The 18,150-nt window shown below is 65.0% G+C and carries 20 protein-coding genes and 1 riboswitch; of the genes, 17 read left to right on the top strand and 3 right to left on the bottom strand.

Going from position 1 to position 18,150, the window contains the following annotated elements; all coding sequences use genetic code 11:
• Window positions 1-30: 30 nt before the first annotated feature.
• The gene (locus ABFX19_RS11095) at window positions 31-816 is read right to left on the bottom strand and encodes a peptidylprolyl isomerase (protein WP_318532995.1); all 786 of its coding nucleotides are present in this window, start codon (window positions 814-816) and stop codon (window positions 31-33) included.
• A 206-nt stretch (window positions 817-1,022) separates the two neighbouring features.
• Between ABFX19_RS11095 and hisS the strand changes: the two genes are divergently transcribed.
• Window positions 1,023-2,357, top strand: a complete 1,335-nt coding sequence (gene hisS, locus ABFX19_RS11090; protein WP_346028310.1) for a histidine--tRNA ligase — start codon at window positions 1,023-1,025, stop codon at window positions 2,355-2,357.
• A gap of 28 nt (window positions 2,358-2,385) precedes the next feature.
• Here the strand turns inward: hisS and ABFX19_RS11085 are convergent, their stop codons facing one another.
• Window positions 2,386-3,618, bottom strand: a complete 1,233-nt coding sequence (locus tag ABFX19_RS11085; protein ID WP_277357222.1) for an APC family permease — start codon at window positions 3,616-3,618, stop codon at window positions 2,386-2,388.
• Between the two features lie 124 nt (window positions 3,619-3,742).
• Between ABFX19_RS11085 and aspS the strand changes: the two genes are divergently transcribed.
• The 10 genes from aspS to hisF all read left to right on the top strand — a co-directional run bounded on the left by aspS (window position 3,743) and on the right by hisF (window position 12,101).
• Window positions 3,743-5,533 carry an aspartate--tRNA ligase gene (gene aspS / locus ABFX19_RS11080; protein WP_346028309.1) on the top strand — a complete coding sequence of 597 codons (1,791 nt, stop codon included), beginning with the start codon at window positions 3,743-3,745 and terminating at the stop codon, window positions 5,531-5,533.
• 8 nt (window positions 5,534-5,541) lie between these two features.
• Window positions 5,542-5,678: riboswitch (FMN riboswitch) on the top strand.
• Window positions 5,679-5,782: 104 nt separating this feature from the next.
• Window positions 5,783-6,472, top strand: a complete 690-nt coding sequence (gene pnuC, locus ABFX19_RS11075) for a nicotinamide riboside transporter PnuC (RefSeq protein WP_277357220.1) — start codon at window positions 5,783-5,785, stop codon at window positions 6,470-6,472.
• The gene (ribD, locus tag ABFX19_RS11070; protein ID WP_346028308.1) at window positions 6,469-7,545 is read left to right on the top strand and encodes a bifunctional diaminohydroxyphosphoribosylaminopyrimidine deaminase/5-amino-6-(5-phosphoribosylamino)uracil reductase RibD; all 1,077 of its coding nucleotides are present in this window, start codon (window positions 6,469-6,471) and stop codon (window positions 7,543-7,545) included. The genes pnuC and ribD overlap by 4 nt, the downstream gene beginning before the upstream one ends.
• Complete coding sequence (locus ABFX19_RS11065) at window positions 7,546-8,175, top strand: riboflavin synthase (RefSeq protein WP_277357218.1); 630 nt, start codon at window positions 7,546-7,548, stop codon at window positions 8,173-8,175.
• An 89-nt stretch (window positions 8,176-8,264) separates the two neighbouring features.
• Complete coding sequence (ribB, locus tag ABFX19_RS11060) at window positions 8,265-8,855, top strand: 3,4-dihydroxy-2-butanone-4-phosphate synthase (RefSeq protein ID WP_277357234.1); 591 nt, start codon at window positions 8,265-8,267, stop codon at window positions 8,853-8,855.
• Complete coding sequence (gene ribA / locus ABFX19_RS11055; protein WP_346028307.1) at window positions 8,852-9,499, top strand: GTP cyclohydrolase II; 648 nt, start codon at window positions 8,852-8,854, stop codon at window positions 9,497-9,499. Before ribB ends, ribA begins: the two co-directional genes overlap by 4 nt.
• Window positions 9,500-9,541: 42 nt before the next feature.
• On the top strand, window positions 9,542-10,027 hold the full coding sequence (gene ribH, locus ABFX19_RS11050) for a 6,7-dimethyl-8-ribityllumazine synthase (protein ID WP_277357216.1): 486 nt from the start codon (window positions 9,542-9,544) through the stop codon (window positions 10,025-10,027).
• 87 nt (window positions 10,028-10,114) lie between these two features.
• Window positions 10,115-10,378, top strand: a complete 264-nt coding sequence (locus tag ABFX19_RS11045) for a phosphoribosyl-ATP diphosphatase (protein ID WP_277357215.1) — start codon at window positions 10,115-10,117, stop codon at window positions 10,376-10,378.
• A gap of 94 nt (window positions 10,379-10,472) precedes the next feature.
• Window positions 10,473-11,315, top strand: a complete 843-nt coding sequence (gene hisG / locus ABFX19_RS11040) for an ATP phosphoribosyltransferase (RefSeq protein WP_056547474.1) — start codon at window positions 10,473-10,475, stop codon at window positions 11,313-11,315.
• Between the two features lie 15 nt (window positions 11,316-11,330).
• The gene (gene hisF / locus ABFX19_RS11035; RefSeq protein WP_277357214.1) at window positions 11,331-12,101 is read left to right on the top strand and encodes an imidazole glycerol phosphate synthase subunit HisF; all 771 of its coding nucleotides are present in this window, start codon (window positions 11,331-11,333) and stop codon (window positions 12,099-12,101) included.
• Between the two features lie 37 nt (window positions 12,102-12,138).
• Here hisF and ABFX19_RS11030 read toward each other — a convergent pair whose 3' ends face one another.
• Window positions 12,139-12,783, bottom strand: coding sequence for a TIGR03085 family metal-binding protein (locus ABFX19_RS11030; protein WP_277357233.1), 645 nt, complete (start codon window positions 12,781-12,783; stop codon window positions 12,139-12,141).
• A gap of 83 nt (window positions 12,784-12,866) precedes the next feature.
• Between ABFX19_RS11030 and hisI the strand changes: the two genes are divergently transcribed.
• The 6 genes from hisI (at window position 12,867) to trpB (ending at window position 18,144) form a co-directional block, all read left to right on the top strand.
• Window positions 12,867-13,268 carry a phosphoribosyl-AMP cyclohydrolase gene (hisI, locus tag ABFX19_RS11025; RefSeq protein ID WP_346028306.1) on the top strand — a complete coding sequence of 134 codons (402 nt, stop codon included), beginning with the start codon at window positions 12,867-12,869 and terminating at the stop codon, window positions 13,266-13,268.
• Window positions 13,269-13,344: 76 nt separating this feature from the next.
• Window positions 13,345-14,907, top strand: a complete 1,563-nt coding sequence (locus ABFX19_RS11020) for an anthranilate synthase component I (protein ID WP_346028421.1) — start codon at window positions 13,345-13,347, stop codon at window positions 14,905-14,907.
• Window positions 14,904-15,539 (top strand): Trp biosynthesis-associated membrane protein, encoded by a 636-nt coding sequence (locus ABFX19_RS11015; protein ID WP_346028305.1) that lies wholly within the window; start codon window positions 14,904-14,906, stop codon window positions 15,537-15,539. The genes ABFX19_RS11020 and ABFX19_RS11015 overlap by 4 nt, the downstream gene beginning before the upstream one ends.
• A gap of 106 nt (window positions 15,540-15,645) precedes the next feature.
• Window positions 15,646-15,954 (top strand): HGxxPAAW family protein, encoded by a 309-nt coding sequence (locus ABFX19_RS11010; RefSeq protein WP_056547493.1) that lies wholly within the window; start codon window positions 15,646-15,648, stop codon window positions 15,952-15,954.
• On the top strand, window positions 15,955-16,755 hold the full coding sequence (trpC, locus tag ABFX19_RS11005; protein ID WP_346028304.1) for an indole-3-glycerol phosphate synthase TrpC: 801 nt from the start codon (window positions 15,955-15,957) through the stop codon (window positions 16,753-16,755).
• A 69-nt stretch (window positions 16,756-16,824) separates the two neighbouring features.
• Complete coding sequence (gene trpB, locus ABFX19_RS11000) at window positions 16,825-18,144, top strand: tryptophan synthase subunit beta (RefSeq protein WP_277357209.1); 1,320 nt, start codon at window positions 16,825-16,827, stop codon at window positions 18,142-18,144.
• The last annotated feature ends 6 nt before the right edge of the window (window positions 18,145-18,150 follow it).

The raw sequence follows: 18,150 nt of genomic DNA, 5'->3' as shown, positions 1-18,150 counted from the left end.
TGGACGGCCCACATGGCCGTGTCCCGTTGATTACTGCAAGGTTAATGAGTCTATCGTCACAGGCGTTGCCGGGGCTCCGTCCTCGCCGCCGCCTTGCACTCCGGCCTCGGCAACCTGCCGGACAAGGTCCAGACCGGAGGTCACCGAACCCATGATGGTGTATCCGCCGGTGTTCTGTGGAATCCGGGAATCCCTGTACACAATGAAGAACTGTGTCCCATTGCTGTCCGTCGCAGCACCGCGGGCCACGGCAATGGTGCCGGCAGGGTAGACGCCGTCTTCAGGAGTGTTCTCCACCGGACCCCACTGGTAGTTCGGATCACCCGCACCATCGCCGTTGAGGGACCCGCACTGCAGCACGCCCATGGTCTCCGCGGTAGTCAACCGGTGGCACGTCTTGCCTTCGAAGAACCCCTCCTGGGCGAGCGAGGTGAAGACGGCTACCGCCTGAGGGGCCTTGCTTCCGTCCAGCTGGACACCGATGTCGCCGACGCTGGTGGCAAGGGTCCCCGTGAACACTTTCCCCGCTGCACTCGACGGATCCGGAATGTTCGAGCTATTCGCCGTCGGCTCCGCCGGCGCGGTCTCCACAACACCGGGTGCCTCGTCAAGAACGTCCATCTGCGCGGCCGTGGGATTCGAGCTGAACCAGAACACCTGCAGGGCGAAAGCAATGGCGAGGACCGCCGCGGCCGCTATCCCCGCCGTCGTGCTGTCTTTCCGCCGCCGTTTCTCCTGAGCGCGCTCAAGCTCCCGCCGGGCCTCGATCTGACTGATATGACGGCGCATTTCGCGTCCGCGACGATCAACGGCCACGCGACCTCCTGTGTCCGGCGGTTGTTTCGGGTGCTGCCCACTTTTACCCTGGCACTCCCGGTCCGGTTAGTCCGGTCCGGCACGAACCACTAAAATGAATGCCGCAGACAGTGTAGGCACAGCTGACCGCTTACCTCTCGGCTTCCCCAGCATCCCGAACCGCCCGGTTGGGGACACCAGCGTCATTTCCCAAGGAGAGTTGCCGTATGGCACGAAAGTCCTCGTTGTCCGGATTTCCCGAATGGCTGCCCCAGGAACGTCTGGTGGAGCTGCACGTTCTGGACACCCTGCGACGGACGTTCGAGCTTCACGGATTCTCCAGCGTCGAAACCCGCGCGGTTGAAACAGTGGGTCAGTTGCTGCGCAAGGGGGAGATCGACAAGGAAGTCTACGCGGTATCGCGCCTCCAGGATGAGGACACCGGCGCCGCCGGCGACGACTCGCTGGCGCTGCACTTTGACCTGACTGTTCCCTTTGCACGCTATGTGGTTGAAAACGCCGGCCACCTTGCCTTCCCGTTCCGCCGCTACCAGATCCAGAAGGTCTGGCGGGGGGAGCGTCCCCAGGAGGGACGGGCACGGGAGTTCACCCAGGCGGATATCGATGTGGTGGGTGACGGCGCACTCCCGTTCCGCTACGACATCGAGCTTGCCCTCGTGATAGCCGAGGCGCTCAGCGCCTTGCCGATTCCCGACTTCCAGCTGCGCATCAACAACCGGAAACTGGCTGAAGGCTTCTATCGGGGAATCGGTCTGACGGACACTCCCGGGGTGCTGCGCAGCATCGACAAGCTGGAGAAGATCGGTCCCGCGAAAGTGGCGGAGCTGCTGAAAACCGAGCTGGGCGCCACGGCCGAGCAGGCGGAAGCCGCCCTCAGCCTCGCCGGGATCCGCACGGAAGACACCTCCTTCGTTGACCGGGTGCGCGCCCTTGGCGTTGAAGACCCGCTGCTTGAGGAAGGACTTGCCGAACTCGAGCAGGTCATCGCCGAGGCATCGAAACGCGCACCGGGGAAGGTGATCGCCGATCTGAGCATCGCGCGCGGTCTCGACTACTACACCGGCACGGTCTACGAGACGGTGCTGGTCGGTCATGAGGCACTCGGCTCCATCTGCTCCGGCGGCCGCTACGATGCGCTGGCGAGCAAGGGCAACCGGACCTTCCCCGGCGTCGGGCTTTCCATCGGTGTTACACGCCTAGTGACGCGCATTCTGAGCCAGGACTTCGCGGCTGCCTCCCGCCAGGTACCGACGGCGGTCCTGGTCACCCTCGCAAATGACGACTCCTGGTCCGCCGCCCAGGATGTTGCCGCCGCGTTGCGCGGTCGCGGCATTCCCGTGGAGGTTGCGGCAACGGCCGAGAAGTTCGGCAAGCAGATCAAGTTCGCGGACCGCCGGGGCATCCCCTTCGTCTGGTTCACCTCGGAGGACGGCGCTCACGAGGTCAAGGACATCCGATCAGGGGAGCAGAGCGCCGCTGATCCCTCGTCGTGGACCCCTCCCGTTGATGACCGCTGGCCGGCCGTCCTGCCTCAGGGCTGAGCCGGCGCGTTGCCCTGTAGTGCCGCCGTCAGTGCCGTCCTCGTTGTACGAGGAGCATAGCGGCGCGGCCAAGCAGCCCCACCAGCAGAATGACGGTCATGGTCAGGACCGACCGCACCGGAAGCGTGAACGCGAGCACCAGGCATCCCGTCAGGCCGAGTACATTCAGCGCCCGCGGAGCGTACCAGGGACGCGAGGCCAGGGTAAGCGCGGAGAGGTTCGCCACCGCGTAGTAGAGCAGCACACCGAAGCTGGAGAAGCCCACCACCGTCAGGACATCGGTTCCCAGCAGCAGTGCAATGACGACGACGGCAGTCGCCAGCTCCGCTGCGAACGGTGTGGCACGGCGGGCTGACACCGCGCCGAAAACCCGCGGCAGATCACCCTCTCGCGCCATAGCCAGGGTTGTGCGGGCGATCCCGCTGATCAGCGCGAGCAGTGCGCCGAGACTCGCCAGTGCCGCCGCAATCGCCACTGCCAGCCCAGGTAAGGACCCATTCGGCAGGAATACTTCGGTGAGAGGCGCCTGCGAGTCAGCGAGGGCGTCCGGCCCCACCGCGCGAAGCAGGCCGAACGCGAGCAGGAGGTACAGAGCCAGGGTGAAACCGAGTGCGCCGAAGATAGCCCGCGGAATGTTGCGCGCGGGCTCGCGGACCTCCTCGCCCATCGTGGCAATACGTGCATAGCCGGCGAACGCGAAGAACATGAGCCCGGCCGCCTGCAGGACGCCGGTGGGTCCAACCGGCACGGCGCCGGGGGCGTCGGCAGGCTGGGCAAAGGCCACAACAATGACGAAGGAGAGGACAGGCACCACCAGCGCAACGATGATCCGCGTCAACAGCGCGGTGCGCGTGATGCCTAACAGGTTAACGGAAGTCAGGGCCACTACGGCTGCCACCCCTGCAGCTTTCTCAAAGCCCGGAGCGGCGTACAGCCCGAAGGTGAGCGCCATCGCTGCACACGAGGCAAGTTTCCCGGTGATGAAGCTCCACCCGGCCAGGAAGCCCGGCCATTCGCCGAGCTGGCGCCGCCCGTAGGTATAGGTACCGCCGCTCACCGGATGCACGGTCGCCAGCTGGGCGGATGCTGCGGCGTTGGCATAGGCAACGACGGCGGCCAGGCCGACTGCGAGCGGCAGCAGGGAGCCGGCGGCTGCGGCTGCCGGGGAGAAGACAACGAAAACGCCGGCTCCAATGATGGATCCGATGCCGACGGTGGTGGCGTCGAACCCGCCGAGTTGTCTGTTCAATGCCTGCGGCATTTAGCGATGGTCCCCGTCCGGTGATAAGTGTGGCCGGGAATGCATCTCATCCGGCGGTAAACTCGAACACTGAGATTCAACCACGATTCACAGACCTGGATTTAATTCCACCGGAAGGAATGCTGTGCTGCGCACACATGACCTGGGTTCACTACGGACCGGGCACATTGGACAGACCGTCACTCTCGCCGGATGGGTGGCCCGTCGGCGTGATCACGGCGGCGTGGCATTCCTCGATCTTCGTGACGCATCCGGCGTCGCCCAGGTAGTGGTGCGCGAGGAGGACGTCTTCCATGGCCTGCGCAATGAGTACGTGCTGCAGATCATCGGCACCGTCGAGCAGCGCCCCGAGGGCAACGAGAACCCGGCGCTTGCAACCGGTGAGATCGAGGTCATCGCCGAGAAGGTGACAATTCTCAACACCTCGGAACCGCTGCCGTTCCAGATCGACGAGCATGTCGAGGTGGGCGAGGAGGCGCGTCTGAAGCACCGTTACCTGGACCTCCGCCGCCCAACGCCGAACGCCAACCTCCGCCTGCGCTCCGAGGCGAACCGGGTGGCCCGCGAGCTTCTGCACACAGACGGCTATGTGGAGATTGAGACACCCACCCTCACCCGTTCGACGCCTGAGGGCGCCCGTGACTTCCTGGTTCCGGCCCGTCTGGCGCCAGGGTCCTGGTACGCACTGCCGCAGTCACCGCAGCTGTTCAAGCAACTTCTCCAGGTGGGGGGCTTCGAGAAGTACTACCAGATCGCCCGCTGTTACCGGGACGAGGACTTCCGTGCCGACCGGCAGCCCGAGTTCACCCAGCTGGACATCGAGGCGAGCTTCGTCGAGCAGGATGACATCATCGCGCTCGGCGAGGAGCTGGTGACGGCGCTGTGGAAGCTGATCGACGTCGAGATCCCCACTCCGATCCAGCGCATGACCTACGCCGATGCCATGGCGCGTTACGGCTCTGACAAGCCGGACCTTCGGTTCGGTCTCGAGCTGACCGAGCTGACCGAGTACTTCAAGGACACCGGATTCGGCGTGTTCAAGGCTGCGTATGTGGGCGCCGTCGTCATGCCCGGCGGAGCCTCCCAGCCGCGCCGTCAGCTGGATGCCTGGCAGGAATGGGCCAAGCAGCGCGGAGCGAAGGGGCTTGCGTACGTCCTCATCGACGACGACGGCAGCCTCCGTGGTCCCGTCGCCAAGAACCTGACGGACGCCGAGCGGGATGGGCTGGCCGGCACTGTCGGCGCGAAGCCGGGGGACTGCATCTTCTTTGCTGCCGGCGAGAAGTCCTCCTCGCGTGCCTTGCTTGGTGCTGCACGGGTGGAGATCGGTCACCGCACCGGGCTGATCGATCCGGCGGCGTGGGCCTTCGTGTGGGTCGTTGATGCGCCCATGTTCGAGCCGGCGTCGGACGCCGTCGCCGCCGGTGACGTCGCCGTGGGGACCGGTGCGTGGACGGCGGTTCACCACGCCTTCACCTCACCGAAGCCGGAATACCTGGACTCCTTCGACACCGATCCGGGCAGTGCCCTCGCGTATGCCTACGACATTGTCTGCAACGGCAATGAGATTGGCGGCGGCTCGATCCGTATCCACCAGCGGGATGTTCAGCAACGGGTCTTCGCTGTTATGGGAATCAGCCCCGAGGACGCCCAGGAGAAGTTCGGCTTCCTGCTGGAGGGTTTCAAGTACGGCGCACCGCCCCACGGCGGCATCGCGTTCGGTTGGGACCGGGTTGTCGCACTGCTTGCCGGCAGCGACTCCATCCGCGACGTCATCGCCTTCCCGAAATCCGGCGGCGGCTATGACCCGCTCACGGCTGCTCCTGCACCGATCACGCCTCAACAGCGGAAGGAAGCAGGCGTGGACGCAAAGCCGGAAGGAAAGTCCGACGCGCCCAAAAATGTGAAAGAATAAGCTCGTACAACGTGCTCCGGGGTCGGTGTAATTCCGAACCGGCGGTTATAGTCCGCGACCCGCGCGCAGCCCCCTGGGGCAGCAAACGGTTGAGCCGGTGAAATTCCGGCACCGACAGTTAGAGTCTGGATGGGAGAAGCACGTGCAGCTTTGGCTGTGCTCTGTCGTCGGCGCCTCATGCGCCGTCGGCAGCGCCGGCCCTGCCTGTCGTTCCCCGGAGCCGTCATCGCGAGTTCTAAAGGGAACAGTATGGATCTACTGAGGTGGCTCTTCGAAGCCCAACTTTTCATCGGCGGCAGTCCATTGCTGCTCCGGGAAGTGCTCGGCAATGTCTTCGGTCTCCTGAGCGCGCTCGGGGGAATGCGCCGCAAGGTCTGGGCCTGGCCTGTCGGCATCGCCGGTAACCTGCTCCTGCTCACCGTCTTTCTCGGTTCGGTGTTCGGCGAAGCTTCCACGGCGAATCTCCTCGGACAGGCTGCCCGCCAGGTCATGTTCATCGCTGTCGCAGTGTACGGATGGCGCCGGTGGCGGCAGGCACAATCGGATGCCGGCGCGGCAATTACCCCGCGTTGGGCAACAAACCGAACACGTCTGGGGCTCGTTGCCGCCCTGGTCCTCGGCACTGTGGCCGTGACCCCGCTCTTCCGGGCCCTCGGTTCGTACGAGCCGGTCTGGGCGGACGCCTGGACCTTCGTCGGATCTCTGCTGGCCACGTTCGGAATGGCCAAGGGCTGGGTGGAATTCTGGCTCATCTGGGTGGCAGTCGATGTCGTTGGCGTCCCGCTCCTGTTCAGCGCCGGCTACTACGCTTCAGCTTTCATGTACCTGTTTTACGGGATCTTCACCCTCGTAGGCTTTGTTGTGTGGGCCCGGGCGCAGCGGCAGGCCGCCGCGCACCCGGTTGATCACGCACCCAGTCCTGAGCCGAGCCTGCCATGACAACCGGATCCGCCGGCTTCACCGCACCCGAAATGATGGCCATGGAGCACGCGCTCCTGCTCGCCGGCCAGGGCGTTCGCGGCGCCAATCCTCTGGTGGGCGCTGTTGTTCTGGATAGGGACGGCGCAATGGTAGCCACCGGTTTCCACCTGGGCGCCGGCACTGACCATGCGGAAGTAGCCGCGCTGAAGAGTGCGGCCCTGCAGGGGGTGGATCCCGCCGGTTGCACCATGGTGGTGACGCTGGAGCCCTGCAACCACACCGGTCGCACAGGTCCCTGTACCGAGGCGATCATGGAAGCCGGCATCACGCGCGTTGTGTACGCGGCTGCCGATCCCACTCCTGATGCCGCCGGCGGTGCCGCACGGCTCGCCAACCACGGAATCGATGTGGCGGGCGGGCTCCTCGAAGATGCCGCAACGGAGCTGAACCGCCGCTGGCTCGTTGCCGTGCAGGCCCGGCGCCCTTTCGTTACAGTCAAAGTGGCGCAGAGCCTGGATGCGCAATCCGCGGCAGCGGACGGCTCAAGCCAGTGGATCACCGGCCCGCACGCGCGCGCAGACGGGCACACTATCCGTGCCCGCGTCGACGCCGTCCTGGTGGGCACCGGCACCGTCCTTGCCGACAATCCCCGCCTCACCGCGCGGGCCCTGGACGGATCCGATGCCAGCCGCCAGCCGCTGCGGGTTGCCGTCGGGCTACGGGGCATCCCCGGGGATGCCGCGGTGCGTGGAAGCGGATTTGTGCACCTGGAAACCCGTGATCCGCTGGCCGTGTTGACTGAATTGTTCAGCCGGGGCGTCCGGCACGTTCTCGTAGAGGGCGGCCCGCAACTGGTCGGAGTCTTCCTCATGGCTGATCTTGCCGATGAACTCTTCGCGTATGTCGCGCCGATGCTCCTTGGCGCCGGTGTGCCCGCCTTCCAACGGCTCGGTGTGGCAACGCTTACTGACGCCCATGTGTGGCGTCTGGATCCGGACGGGGCCGCGGGTCTCACGCAGCTCGGTGACGACGTGCGGCTGCACCTCAAACCCATTGCGCCGCCTCCGGCGCCCATCACGAAAGGCCTCTAAGTGTTCACAGGAATTGTTTCCGGGCGGGGCAACGTCACCGCCCTCCGCACCTCGCCGGACGGCGGCAGCGCGGTGCTTGTGTTCGAGGCCGGTTCCACAGGGGCCGGGCTCGAGCCCGGCGGGTCCATCGCTGTGGACGGGGTATGCCTGACCGCGACCGTTATCGACGACGGCCGAATCAGCGTGGATGTGATGGGGGAGACGCTGAGGCGAACGACAATCGGGGGCCTGACGGAGGGCCGCAGGGTCAACCTTGAGCGTTGCGTACCGGCGAACGGCCGTTTGGACGGCCACGTTGTGCAGGGTCACGTCGACGGCGTCGGTACGCTCCTCGAGCGTGAGAATTTCGGCGATTGGGAGCGCTTGCGTTTCAGTCTGCCCGTCCCTCTGGACCGTTATGCCGCTGAAAAGGGGTCCATCGCCGTGGACGGTGTCTCACTGACGGTGACGGCCGTGAGCAACGCCGGAACACCCGAGCCCTGGTTCGAGGTCGGCCTGATCCCCACAACCCTCACCGAGACGGGCCTGGGAGCCAAGAACATCGGAGATCCTGTGAACCTGGAGATGGATGTCCTGGCCAAATACGCTGAGCGGCTGCTCGCGTTCACGGGAAAGGAAGGCCGGGCATGATTCGCAGCGGCGCGGGCAGTGCCCCGGACCCCCAGAGCGGTGCGGTGCTTGAGATTGTGCTTGACCCGGTGGACACGGCCGTTGCCGCAATGGCGGCGGGCCGCGCCGTCGTCGTTGTTGACGACGCCAACCGGGAAAACGAGGGCGACATCATCTTCGCTGCCCAGTTCGCCACAACGGAACTGACCGCCTGGACCATCCGGTACACCTCGGGAGTGCTCTGCGTTCCGGTGACCGGAAGAACCGCGGACCGGCTGGAGTTGCCCGCCATGGTGATCAACAACCAGGACGCCAAGCAAACGGCCTACACCGTGTCCTGCGACGCCGCCGCCGGCGTGAGCACCGGTATCAGCGCCGCGGACAGGGCACTGACCGCCAGGACGCTGGCGTCGTCGTCGGCGGTTCCCGCTGACCTCACGCGGCCGGGTCACATGTTCCCCCTGCGGGCGGTGGAGGGCGGAGTGCGGGAGCGGCGCGGTCACACCGAAGCTGCAATTGACCTGTGCCGGCTGGCCGGTGTGGAGTTGGCCGCCGTTATTGCGGAAGTCACGCACGACGACGGCGGCATGATGCGCCTGCCGGCGCTGCGTGAGTTCGCCACCCGCTTCCAGGCGCCGCTGATTTCGATCGAGGACCTGGTGGAGTACCTTGCCGCAGGCGACACGGGAGCCGCTGGATGAGCGCGGTTACCGGCGGTCCCGTAGTCACTATTCCGACGGCGTACGGACCGTTCACCGCGCAGGCCTGGACGGATGCGGCCTCCGGCGTGGAGCACCTGACAATGTCCGCGCCCGGCACGGACATCGCTGACGGTGCCCCGCTGGTCCGGATACACTCGGAGTGCCTCACCGGCGATGTGTTCGGCTCCTACCGCTGTGACTGCGGTGAGCAGCTTGAGCAGGCGCTCGGGCTGGTTCAGGAACAAGGCGGGTCGGTTGTCTATCTGCGGGGCCAGGAAGGTCGCGGGATCGGCCTTGCCAACAAGCTGCGCGCGTATGCGCTGCAGGAGAACGGCGCCGACACGGTCGAGGCAAACGAGCAGCTTGGTCTTCCGGTCGATGCGCGCGATTACCAGGCCGCGGCAGGAATCCTCACCGCTTTGGGCATCACGAAGATCCGCCTGCTGAGCAACAATCCCGTCAAGCGGGAACACCTTGAGCGGTACGGCATCACCGTGGTGTCGATGGTGCCTTCCGAGATTCCATCGCGACTGGAAAATCAGCAGTACCTCGAGACGAAGCGGGACCGCCTCAACCACCAGCTGTCCCATCTGGAGGAGCGGTTCCACCAGCGTCCCCAGGAAAAGATCGTTCAGCAGAGCTGACAGTTCCTTCCGCCAATCCACCCCCCCATCCCAAGGAGAACCATGGCCGGACACGGCGCCCCCACCATCGACGTCACCAGCATTGCGCACCAACAGCAGGAGCCCGTCCGGCTCGCCGTCATTGCCGCCAGTTGGCACACCGCCATCATGGACGGGCTCCTTGACGGCGCCCGCCGGGCCGCCGCGGATGCCGGCATCGAACCCGTGGTGATTCGCGTACCGGGCAGTTTTGAGTTGCCGGTCGCAGCGGCGAGGTTGGCGCCCCACTATGACGCCGTCGTCGCTCTCGGTGTAGTCATCCGCGGCGGCACACCGCACTTCGACTACGTATGCCAGGCTGCGACGTCGGGACTCACCGAAGTCAGCGTGCGCACGGGTGTGCCTGTGGGCTTTGGCGTGTTGACCTGCGATACCGAAGAGCAGGGCCTTGACCGCGCCGGGCTCGCCGGATCGAGCGAGGACAAGGGATATGAAGCCACCGCCGCAGCATTGGCAACAGCTGCTGTACTGGGGCCCTGGGGCACGTGAACCTCAGGGAGGCCTCGCGTCGGGAGTTTCGTCACACAGAACGGCCCCGGTACGGCGTATCTCATGGAACCCAGTAACCTAGACAGAGTGAAATCCTTCGACACCCTCTTCGCCGAGCTGAGCGAGAAAGCTGCCGCCCGTCCATCGGGGTCACGCACCGTGACCGAGCTGGAGTCAGGCGTGCACGGCATCGGCAAGAAAGTAGTCGAGGAGGCCGCCGAAGTGTGGATGGCCGCCGAGTATGAGTCGAATGAAGCTGCTGCAGAGGAAATTTCCCAGCTGCTGTACCACCTCCAGGTCATGATGATCGCCAAGGGACTCACGCTGGAAGACGTTTACAAGCATCTGTAGCCGCGCGGCGACAATCTTCGCAGAACTCGCGCGCGGCCCAGAGCCTGCTTTCAGGCAACCTCTCCCGCAAAACCCTCCTTCCCAAAGGAACCCCATGCTTCGAGTTGCAGTCCCCAACAAGGGATCCCTGTCCGAATCCGCCTCCGCAATGCTCAGCGAGGCGGGCTACCGCCAGCGTCGCGACACCCGTGAACTGGTGATGGTGGACCCCGAGAACGAGATTGAATTCTTCTTCCTCCGGCCGCGGGACATAGCCGTCTATGTCGGTTCCGGAACCCTCGACGTCGGAATCACCGGCCGCGATCTCTTCCTTGACGCCCAGGTGGAAGCCGAAGAGCTTCTGCCTTTGGGCTTTGGTGCGTCGACGTTCCGCTTCGCCGGCCCGGTCGGAAACTTCAGCTCCGTCGCCGAACTTGAGGGGCGGCGCCTGGCCACCAGTTATGACGGGCTCCTGCGCGACTTCCTGGCTGAGCAGGGCGTCAGCGCCACGGTTGTCCGGCTTGACGGCGCTGTGGAATCGTCAGTGCGCCTCGGCGTCGCAGACGCGATCGCGGATGTCGTCGAAACGGGAAACACCCTGAAGGCCGCCGGCATGGAGATCTTCGGCGAACCCATCCTGAAAAGCGAGGCAGTCCTCATCGGGCGCAAAGGCGCAGCGCCTGTCGGGTTGGACATCCTGATCCGTAGGCTGCAGGGGGTGCTTGTCGCGCGCCAGTATGTGCTGCTCGATTACGACATCCGCAAGGAACTGGTGGATCAGGCCGCGGCGCTGACTCCGGGTCTTGAATCGCCCACTGTCTCGCCGCTGCGTGATTCCGACTGGGTTGCCGTCCGGTCCATGGTGAAGCGCCACAGCACCAACCGGATCATGGATGAGCTCTACGACCTCGGCGCGCGCGCCATCCTGGTGAGCACTATCCACGCGTGCCGGATCTAGGGGCGGAGACCATTCATGAGCGTGGCCATCCGCGTCATACCCTGCCTTGATGTCGACGCCGGACGCGTGGTCAAGGGAATCAATTTCGAAGATCTCCGCGACGCCGGGGATCCGGTGGAACTGGCACACCGTTATGACCGTGCGGGAGCCGACGAACTGACATTCCTTGACGTCACCGCGTCCTCCGGCAACCGCGCCACCACTTTCGACGTGGTTGCAAAGACTGCTGAGGAAGTGTTCATCCCACTGACGGTGGGCGGCGGCGTCCGGGAGATTTCCGACGTCGACCGGCTGCTGCGCGCGGGCGCCGACAAAGCATCCATCAATACCGCAGCGGTCGCCCGCCCACAGGTCATCGATGAGATCACGTCCCATTTCGGCTCGCAGGTCCTGGTACTCAGCCTGGATGCGCGCCGGACGGACAATCCGGCGGCTCACTCAGGCTTCGAAGTGACCACGCACGGCGGCCGCAAGGGGACCGGGATCGACGCGGTCGCCTGGGCACGGGAAGCAGCTGAGCGCGGCGTCGGCGAGATCCTACTGAACTCCATCGATGCTGACGGCACCCGCGAAGGCTTCGATCTTGAGATGATCCGGGCTGTGCGGGCGGCAGTGAAGGTGCCCCTGATCGCCTCCGGGGGAGCGGGTAGGCCGGATCATTTTCCACCGGCCGTTGCAGCGGGCGCCGATGCGGTATTGGCGGCATCGGTGTTCCACTTCGGTCCAGTTGACGCGATAGCCGAGGTGAAGCGGGCTATCCGGGACGCAGGCTTTCCGGTTCGTTAGAACCTAACCCCCGGGGGTTGGCCAGAGCCTGGCCTCCCTAGAGCCCAACCTCGGCGCTCTCAAGGAGCGCCACGGCGTCAGGTTGTCCTTCGAAAGTGACCAGTGCATGGCGTGTGCGGCCGTGAGCATGCATGAGCAGTTCCCCGGGTTCGCCCACAATGGCCACCGAGACGGGGGCTCGTTTCGCTACATGCCTGGGACCGTCCGGCCGGACCAGCACAATGCCAAGATCCACGCCGCGGTACAGGATCGCGGCGCGCTTGATCAGCTCGTCCCACAGCGCGTTCGAGTACTCCTCGTCCAGCGCGCGCGGCGCCCACCTGCTGGTTGCCCGCCGGACGTCCTCGGTATGCACGAAGTACTCGATCAGGTTGGTGCTGGTGTCGATCGACCGCACTCGCATCGGTGAGTGAAACGGATGCCCCTTGCGGAAGTCGTTGACAAGGGCTTCGTAAGCCGGCGTTGAGGCGGATTTCGCCGCTAGTGTGCGGGTGGCCTTTTCCGAAACAACGGACAGCGGCTTGATGAGGGCCCCGATGCCGACGCTGGGTCTGTGCCCGCGCAGATACAGGTGGGCGGCGAGTTCCTTCGTTTGCCACCCGTCGCAGAGCGTGGGGGAGTGAGGCCCGGCCGCGAGGAGGGTTTCGGCGAGGACTTCACGGGAAGGATCAACGAAATGCATCACTGTTGAAAATAGCATGATGGACGCTCCCCATGCCCGCCGGTGGGCGCTCGTCCCCTGCGACACGACTAGAATCAGTTGCGATGTCACAACACCCCGAACCCGATCCTCCTTCCGTCGCCGGTGAAACACCCGGGCTCGATCCCGCGGTGGCCCACGCACTCAAGAAAGACGCCTCCGGTCTCGTTGCGGCCATCGTCCAGGAACACGACACCGGGGATGTCCTGATGCTGGGCTGGATGGATGAAGAAGCGCTGCGGCGAACCCTGACCAGCGGCCGCGTCACCTTCTACTCGCGGTCGCGGCAGGAATACTGGCGCAAGGGCGACACTTCCGGCCACGTCCAGTATGTGAAGTCGGTTTCGCTGGACTGTGACGGCGATGCCCTGCTGGTGCGGGTGCACCAGGTCGGCGCAGCATGCCATACCGGCACGCGGACCTGTTTCGACGGTAGGGAGCTTGCCGCCGTCGTCGGCTCCGCGTGAGCCATACCGTTTGCATCAGGAGACCAACAGTCCGCCCGCCGTTGCGGATGGACGCGAGATTCAGGAAGCGCATGTCATGGACGAGCTCGGAGTAATCAGCCCAGGCCTGGAGGAGTTCCGCGCCCTTGCCCGGGACCGGCGGGTGATTCCTGTCCGCCTGATGGTGCTTGACGACGCGCACACGCCGATCGGGATCTACCGCAAACTGGCAGACGGGCACCCCGGTACGTTTCTGATGGAATCCGCTGCCGAGGGCGGAGTGTGGTCCCGGTACTCGTTCATCGGCGTGAACTCGCGGGCAACTCTCACCACCAGGGACGGTGAGGCCTGCTGGCTTGGCGAGCCCCCCGCGGGAGTTCCTGTGGATGGCAACCCGGTCGAGGCACTCCGCCGCACCGTCGAGGAACTCCAGACCGCACGCTTCGACGGACTTCCGCCCTTCACCTCCGGCATGGTCGGCTTCATCGGCTGGGAATCGGTCCGTCACTGGGAACGGCTCACCTCTCCGCCCGAAGACGACCTCGATCTGCCCGAACTGGCCATGAACCTCGTCACCGACATGGCCATTCACGACAATGCAGGCGGCAAGGTGACGCTGGTGGCCAATGCCATCAACTATGACAATTCCCCGGACCGCGTTGACGAAGCCTGGCACGACGCCGTTGCACGCCTCCGCGGCATGCTGCAGCGACTCGCCTCCGCATCGGATCAGCCGGTGTCAGTCCTGGCCGGCGGCGCAACCGACAGCGCAGCGCTGATGTCCCGCGTGCGTGAACGCTGGGATCGCGACCGGTACCTGGCGGCGATCGAGCGCGGCAAGGAAGCCATCGTGGACGGCGAGGTATTCCAGGTTGTCATCTCGCGCCGGTTTGAACTGGACTGCGATGCATCAGCGCTGGATGTCTATCGGGTGCTGCGGACCACCAACCCCAGCCCGTATATGTACCTGTTCAGCCTTGAGGATCCGGCTGGACGGCCGTATTCAATCGTCGGTTCTTCACCCGAAGCGCTCGTCACCGTCAACGGCTCGGAAGTCATCACCCACCCCATCGCCGGGTCCCGGCCGCGCGGTAGGACAGCCGAACAGGACCGTGCCCTCGCGGAGGAACTCCTCGCTGATGAGAAGGAGCGTGCGGAACATCTCATGCTGGTGGACCTGGCACGCAATGACATCTCGAAGGTATGCCGGCCGGGAACAGTGGACGTCACTCAGTTCATGGAGGTGGAGCGGTTCAGCCACATCATGCATCTGGTGTCCACCGTCGTCGGGGAACTGGCCCCGGAGCGGTCCGCCTATGACGTGCTCGCAGCGACTTTTCCAGCCGGGACCCTGTCCGGAGCGCCCAAACCGCGCGCGCTCCGGCTGCTTGATGAACTTGAACCGCACAAGCGGGGCATCTATGGGGGAGTTGTGGGCTACTTCGATTTCGCCGGTGACATGGACATGGCCATCGCCATCCGCTCAGCACTGCTGCGCGACAACCGCGCCTATGTTCAGGCCGGCGGTGGGATTGTTGCCGATTCCAGCCTTGAGGCCGAGGCACAGGAAACGGTTAACAAGGCCGCAGCTCCGCTGCGCGCCGCGCTGATCGCCTCGAGCCTTCATCCGGTAACCGGTACGGGGGCGGGCACTCCGTGAGCCCGTCCTCCCAGTCAGGTGCTCCTGCCGTCTCCCGCACACCCGCCCTGCGTCGCAGGGGCTTTCTCGTCCTCGCGACGGTCGCCTCGGCACTGGCCGCCTTCGGCAGTACCACCCAGACCTGGCTGTCGGTGGCCCTGCCGCAATCCGGGGTGCAAACCCCTTCCATTGAAGTGGCAGGCTCAGATGCAGCCACAGCTGTGACCGCATTCGCACTGGTGGGTCTGGCCGCGGCGCTGGCAGCATCGATCGCCGGCCGGATCGCGCGGTGGATCATCGCAGGGATTCTGACCGTTGCCGGTGCCGGCATTGCCCTCAGCAGTTTGGCTGTCGCCACCGATCCAGGGAGCGCCGCGGCACCGGCAATCGGAGAATCTCTCGGCGTCACCAGCCAGGACGGCGCCTCCGTCACGGCCACCGCCATGCCGTGGCTGGCCGCCGTGGCGGGGCTGTTGCTGGTGCTCTGTGCTGTCTGGCTGCTCATCGCCGGCCGCGGCTGGCGAACGGCCCGTCGCTACGAAAACCGGCAGGATTCCTCGCCCACCCGGAACCCGCAGGCGAAGGCGGACACCAATGCTGACGAGATAGACAGCTGGGACAGCCTCAGCCGGGGTGAGGATCCGACAGGCTGAGTGCCCTTGAGGATTCAGCGCGGCTCTGAATCAGTGCCGTGCTGAATCAACGGCCTGCTGAATCAATGGCAGAATGGACACAGACCACAGCACAAGGAGATACGCCATGGCTAAGACCGCGCCCGAGACCCGTTCCAACCAAACCCCGATGGCTGAGCATTCCTCCGTCCACGATGAGACCATCGGACACGGCAACAGCCCGGCGGCGTGGACCTGTGTCTTCGTGATGCTTGCCGGCGCGGCACTGTCCGCGTTCGCCTACATCTTCGCAAGCACCGAGGGCAACCTGGATGCCGGAACCATCCTGTTCTGGATCGGCATCCTCATTATGGTGATCGGCCTCGCGCTCGGAATCATCCTCAAGAAGGCAGGGTTCGGGGTCGGCGGCCACAGGCTCAAGAACACCGGGCACTAAGTGAGCGTTCTCGACGACATCATCCTCGGGGTCCGGGAGGATCTCGATGCACGCAAGATGCTTCTTCCGCTTGAAGAGGTTCGTATCCTCGCCGAGCAGGCACCTGCGCCCCGGAACGCGTATGCCGCGTTGGCCGCGCAGGCCGAGGGTGTCAGCGTCATCGCCGAGGTGAAGCGGAAGAGTCCGTCCAAAGGCGAACTGTCAGCAATCCAGGATCCAGCTGAGCTGGCTGCGGCCTATGAGCGAGGCGGAGCCTCGGTGATCAGTGTCCTTACCGAGGAGCGGCGCTTCGGCGGATCGCTGGCAGATCTCGACGCCGTCCGTGCAGCCGTGAACCTGCCGATCCTGCGCAAGGATTTCACGGTGGACGAGTACCAGATCTGGGAAGCACGCGCGCATGGCGCGGATCTGATCCTGCTGATCGTTGCTGCGCTCGACGACGCCACACTCGCCTCCTTCCTCGAACTCACCGAAGAGCTAGGCATGCACGCTCTCGTCGAAACGCATACCGCTGAGGAAGTGCAACGCGCGGTGGCCGTTGGTGCCCGCATCATCGGCGTGAATGTGCGCAACCTCAAGACGCTGGATATTGACCGCTCCGTCTTCCCGGTACTTGCCGGGCTCATTCCTTCCGGTGCGGTTGTAGTTGCCGAATCAGGCGTCCGGGACATCTCCGACGTCGAAAGCTATGTAGCGCAGGGCGCGCGTGCAGTGCTCGTCGGCGAGGCGCTGGTCAGCCACTCCAACCCGGAGGCCACGGTTGGCGAGTTCACCCGCGCAGGCGCGGCATTACGCCACTGAGATTGCATCACTGAGGCAGTTCCCGCCAGCGCGGACGGCCGCACCCCATCACGACAGGACGACAGGTTCATGACTGAAACCCCACAACCGCAGGCTGCAACTGACGGCGCTGCAGACGCGTTTCTCGCCGGGGGATCGCTGCGCCATGCGCAGGGCCCGTACTTCGGCGCGTACGGCGGACGCTGGATGCCCGAGTCGCTGATCGCCGCCCTGGATGAACTGGAAGAGACCTTCGACAAGGCCAAAGCTGATCCGGACTTCCTGGCCCAGATAGCCGAACTCAACCGGTCCTACTCCGGCAGGCCGTCCCTGCTGACGGAAGCGCACCGTTTTGCAGAGCACGCGGGCGGCGTGCGGGTATTCCTCAAGCGTGAGGACCTCAATCACACCGGATCGCACAAGATCAACAACGTGTTGGGTCAGGCCCTACTGGCCAAGCGGATGGGAAAGACCCGCGTGATCGCTGAAACGGGTGCCGGCCAGCATGGAGTGGCCAGCGCCACTGCCGCCGCCCTGCTCGGCCTCGAATGTGTTGTCTATATGGGTGCGGAGGACTGCCGGAGGCAGGCACTCAACGTCGCACGCATGCAGCTTCTGGGAGCGGAAGTCATTCCCGTCACCAACGGATCGCAGACGCTGAAAGACGCCATCAACGACGCACTGCGTGACTGGGTGGCCAACGTGCAGACTACGCACTACCTCCTCGGAACGGCTGCCGGCGCCCACCCCTTCCCGGCAATGGTGCGCTATTTCCATGAGGTGATCGGAGAAGAAGCACGCGAGCAGATCCTCGATCTTGCGGGCCGCTTGCCGGATGCCGTCTGTGCCTGCATCGGCGGCGGCTCCAATGCCATCGGAATTTTCCACGGCTTCCTCGATGATCGCGAAGTTGCCCTCTACGGATTTGAGGCAGGCGGGGACGGCGTTGACACCGGACGCCATGCTGCCACAATCACGCTCGGACGGCCGGGCGTCCTTCATGGTGCGCGCTCGTACCTGATGCAGGATGATGATGGGCAAACCGTCGAGTCGCACTCCATCTCCGCCGGCCTGGACTACCCGGGAGTCGGCCCGGAGCACGCGTTCCTTGCAGACATCGGCAGAGCCAGTTATGAACCGATCACAGACGCTGAAGCCATGGAAGCCTTCCGCCTGCTGTGCCGCACCGAGGGCATCATCCCCGCCATCGAGTCTGCGCATGCGCTCGCGGGGACACTGAAAGTGGGCCGGCGCCTGGCTGCGGAGGGTGGGGATCCGCGGGAGAAGATTATTATCGTGAACCTCTCCGGCCGTGGCGACAAGGATGTGGCCACAGCCGCGGAATGGTTTGACCTGTTGCCCGAGGACAGCGCGGAAGCCGAGATCGGCGCGGAAGGCGAACAACTGTGAGCACCG

This window comes from Arthrobacter parietis, assembly GCF_039530425.1.
Classification (GTDB): Bacteria; Actinomycetota; Actinomycetes; order Actinomycetales; family Micrococcaceae; genus Arthrobacter_D; species Arthrobacter_D parietis.
This window is presented reverse-complemented; position numbering and strand designations above follow the sequence as displayed.

Bases quoted from the DNA above. Each gene is read 5' to 3' on its own strand.
- ABFX19_RS11010 (WP_056547493.1), top strand. From the start codon at position 15,646: ATGGCTAAGACCGCGCCCGAGACCCGTTCCAACCAAACCCCGATGGCT.
- ABFX19_RS11030 (WP_277357233.1), bottom strand. From the start codon at position 12,783: ATGCATTTCGTTGATCCTTCCCGTGAAGTCCTCGCCGAAACCCTCCTC.
- hisS (WP_346028310.1), top strand. From the start codon at position 1,023: ATGGCACGAAAGTCCTCGTTGTCCGGATTTCCCGAATGGCTGCCCCAG.
- ribB (WP_277357234.1), top strand. From the start codon at position 8,265: ATGGCGGCGGGCCGCGCCGTCGTCGTTGTTGACGACGCCAACCGGGAA.
- ABFX19_RS11085 (WP_277357222.1), bottom strand. From the start codon at position 3,618: ATGCCGCAGGCATTGAACAGACAACTCGGCGGGTTCGACGCCACCACC.
- hisF (WP_277357214.1), top strand. From the start codon at position 11,331: ATGAGCGTGGCCATCCGCGTCATACCCTGCCTTGATGTCGACGCCGGA.
- hisI (WP_346028306.1), top strand. From the start codon at position 12,867: ATGTCACAACACCCCGAACCCGATCCTCCTTCCGTCGCCGGTGAAACA.
- pnuC (WP_277357220.1), top strand. From the start codon at position 5,783: ATGGATCTACTGAGGTGGCTCTTCGAAGCCCAACTTTTCATCGGCGGC.
- ribD (WP_346028308.1), top strand. From the start codon at position 6,469: ATGACAACCGGATCCGCCGGCTTCACCGCACCCGAAATGATGGCCATG.
- trpB (WP_277357209.1), top strand. From the start codon at position 16,825: ATGACTGAAACCCCACAACCGCAGGCTGCAACTGACGGCGCTGCAGAC.
- hisG (WP_056547474.1), top strand. From the start codon at position 10,473: ATGCTTCGAGTTGCAGTCCCCAACAAGGGATCCCTGTCCGAATCCGCC.
- ribH (WP_277357216.1), top strand. From the start codon at position 9,542: ATGGCCGGACACGGCGCCCCCACCATCGACGTCACCAGCATTGCGCAC.
- ribA (WP_346028307.1), top strand. From the start codon at position 8,852: ATGAGCGCGGTTACCGGCGGTCCCGTAGTCACTATTCCGACGGCGTAC.
- ABFX19_RS11020 (WP_346028421.1), top strand. From the start codon at position 13,345: ATGGACGAGCTCGGAGTAATCAGCCCAGGCCTGGAGGAGTTCCGCGCC.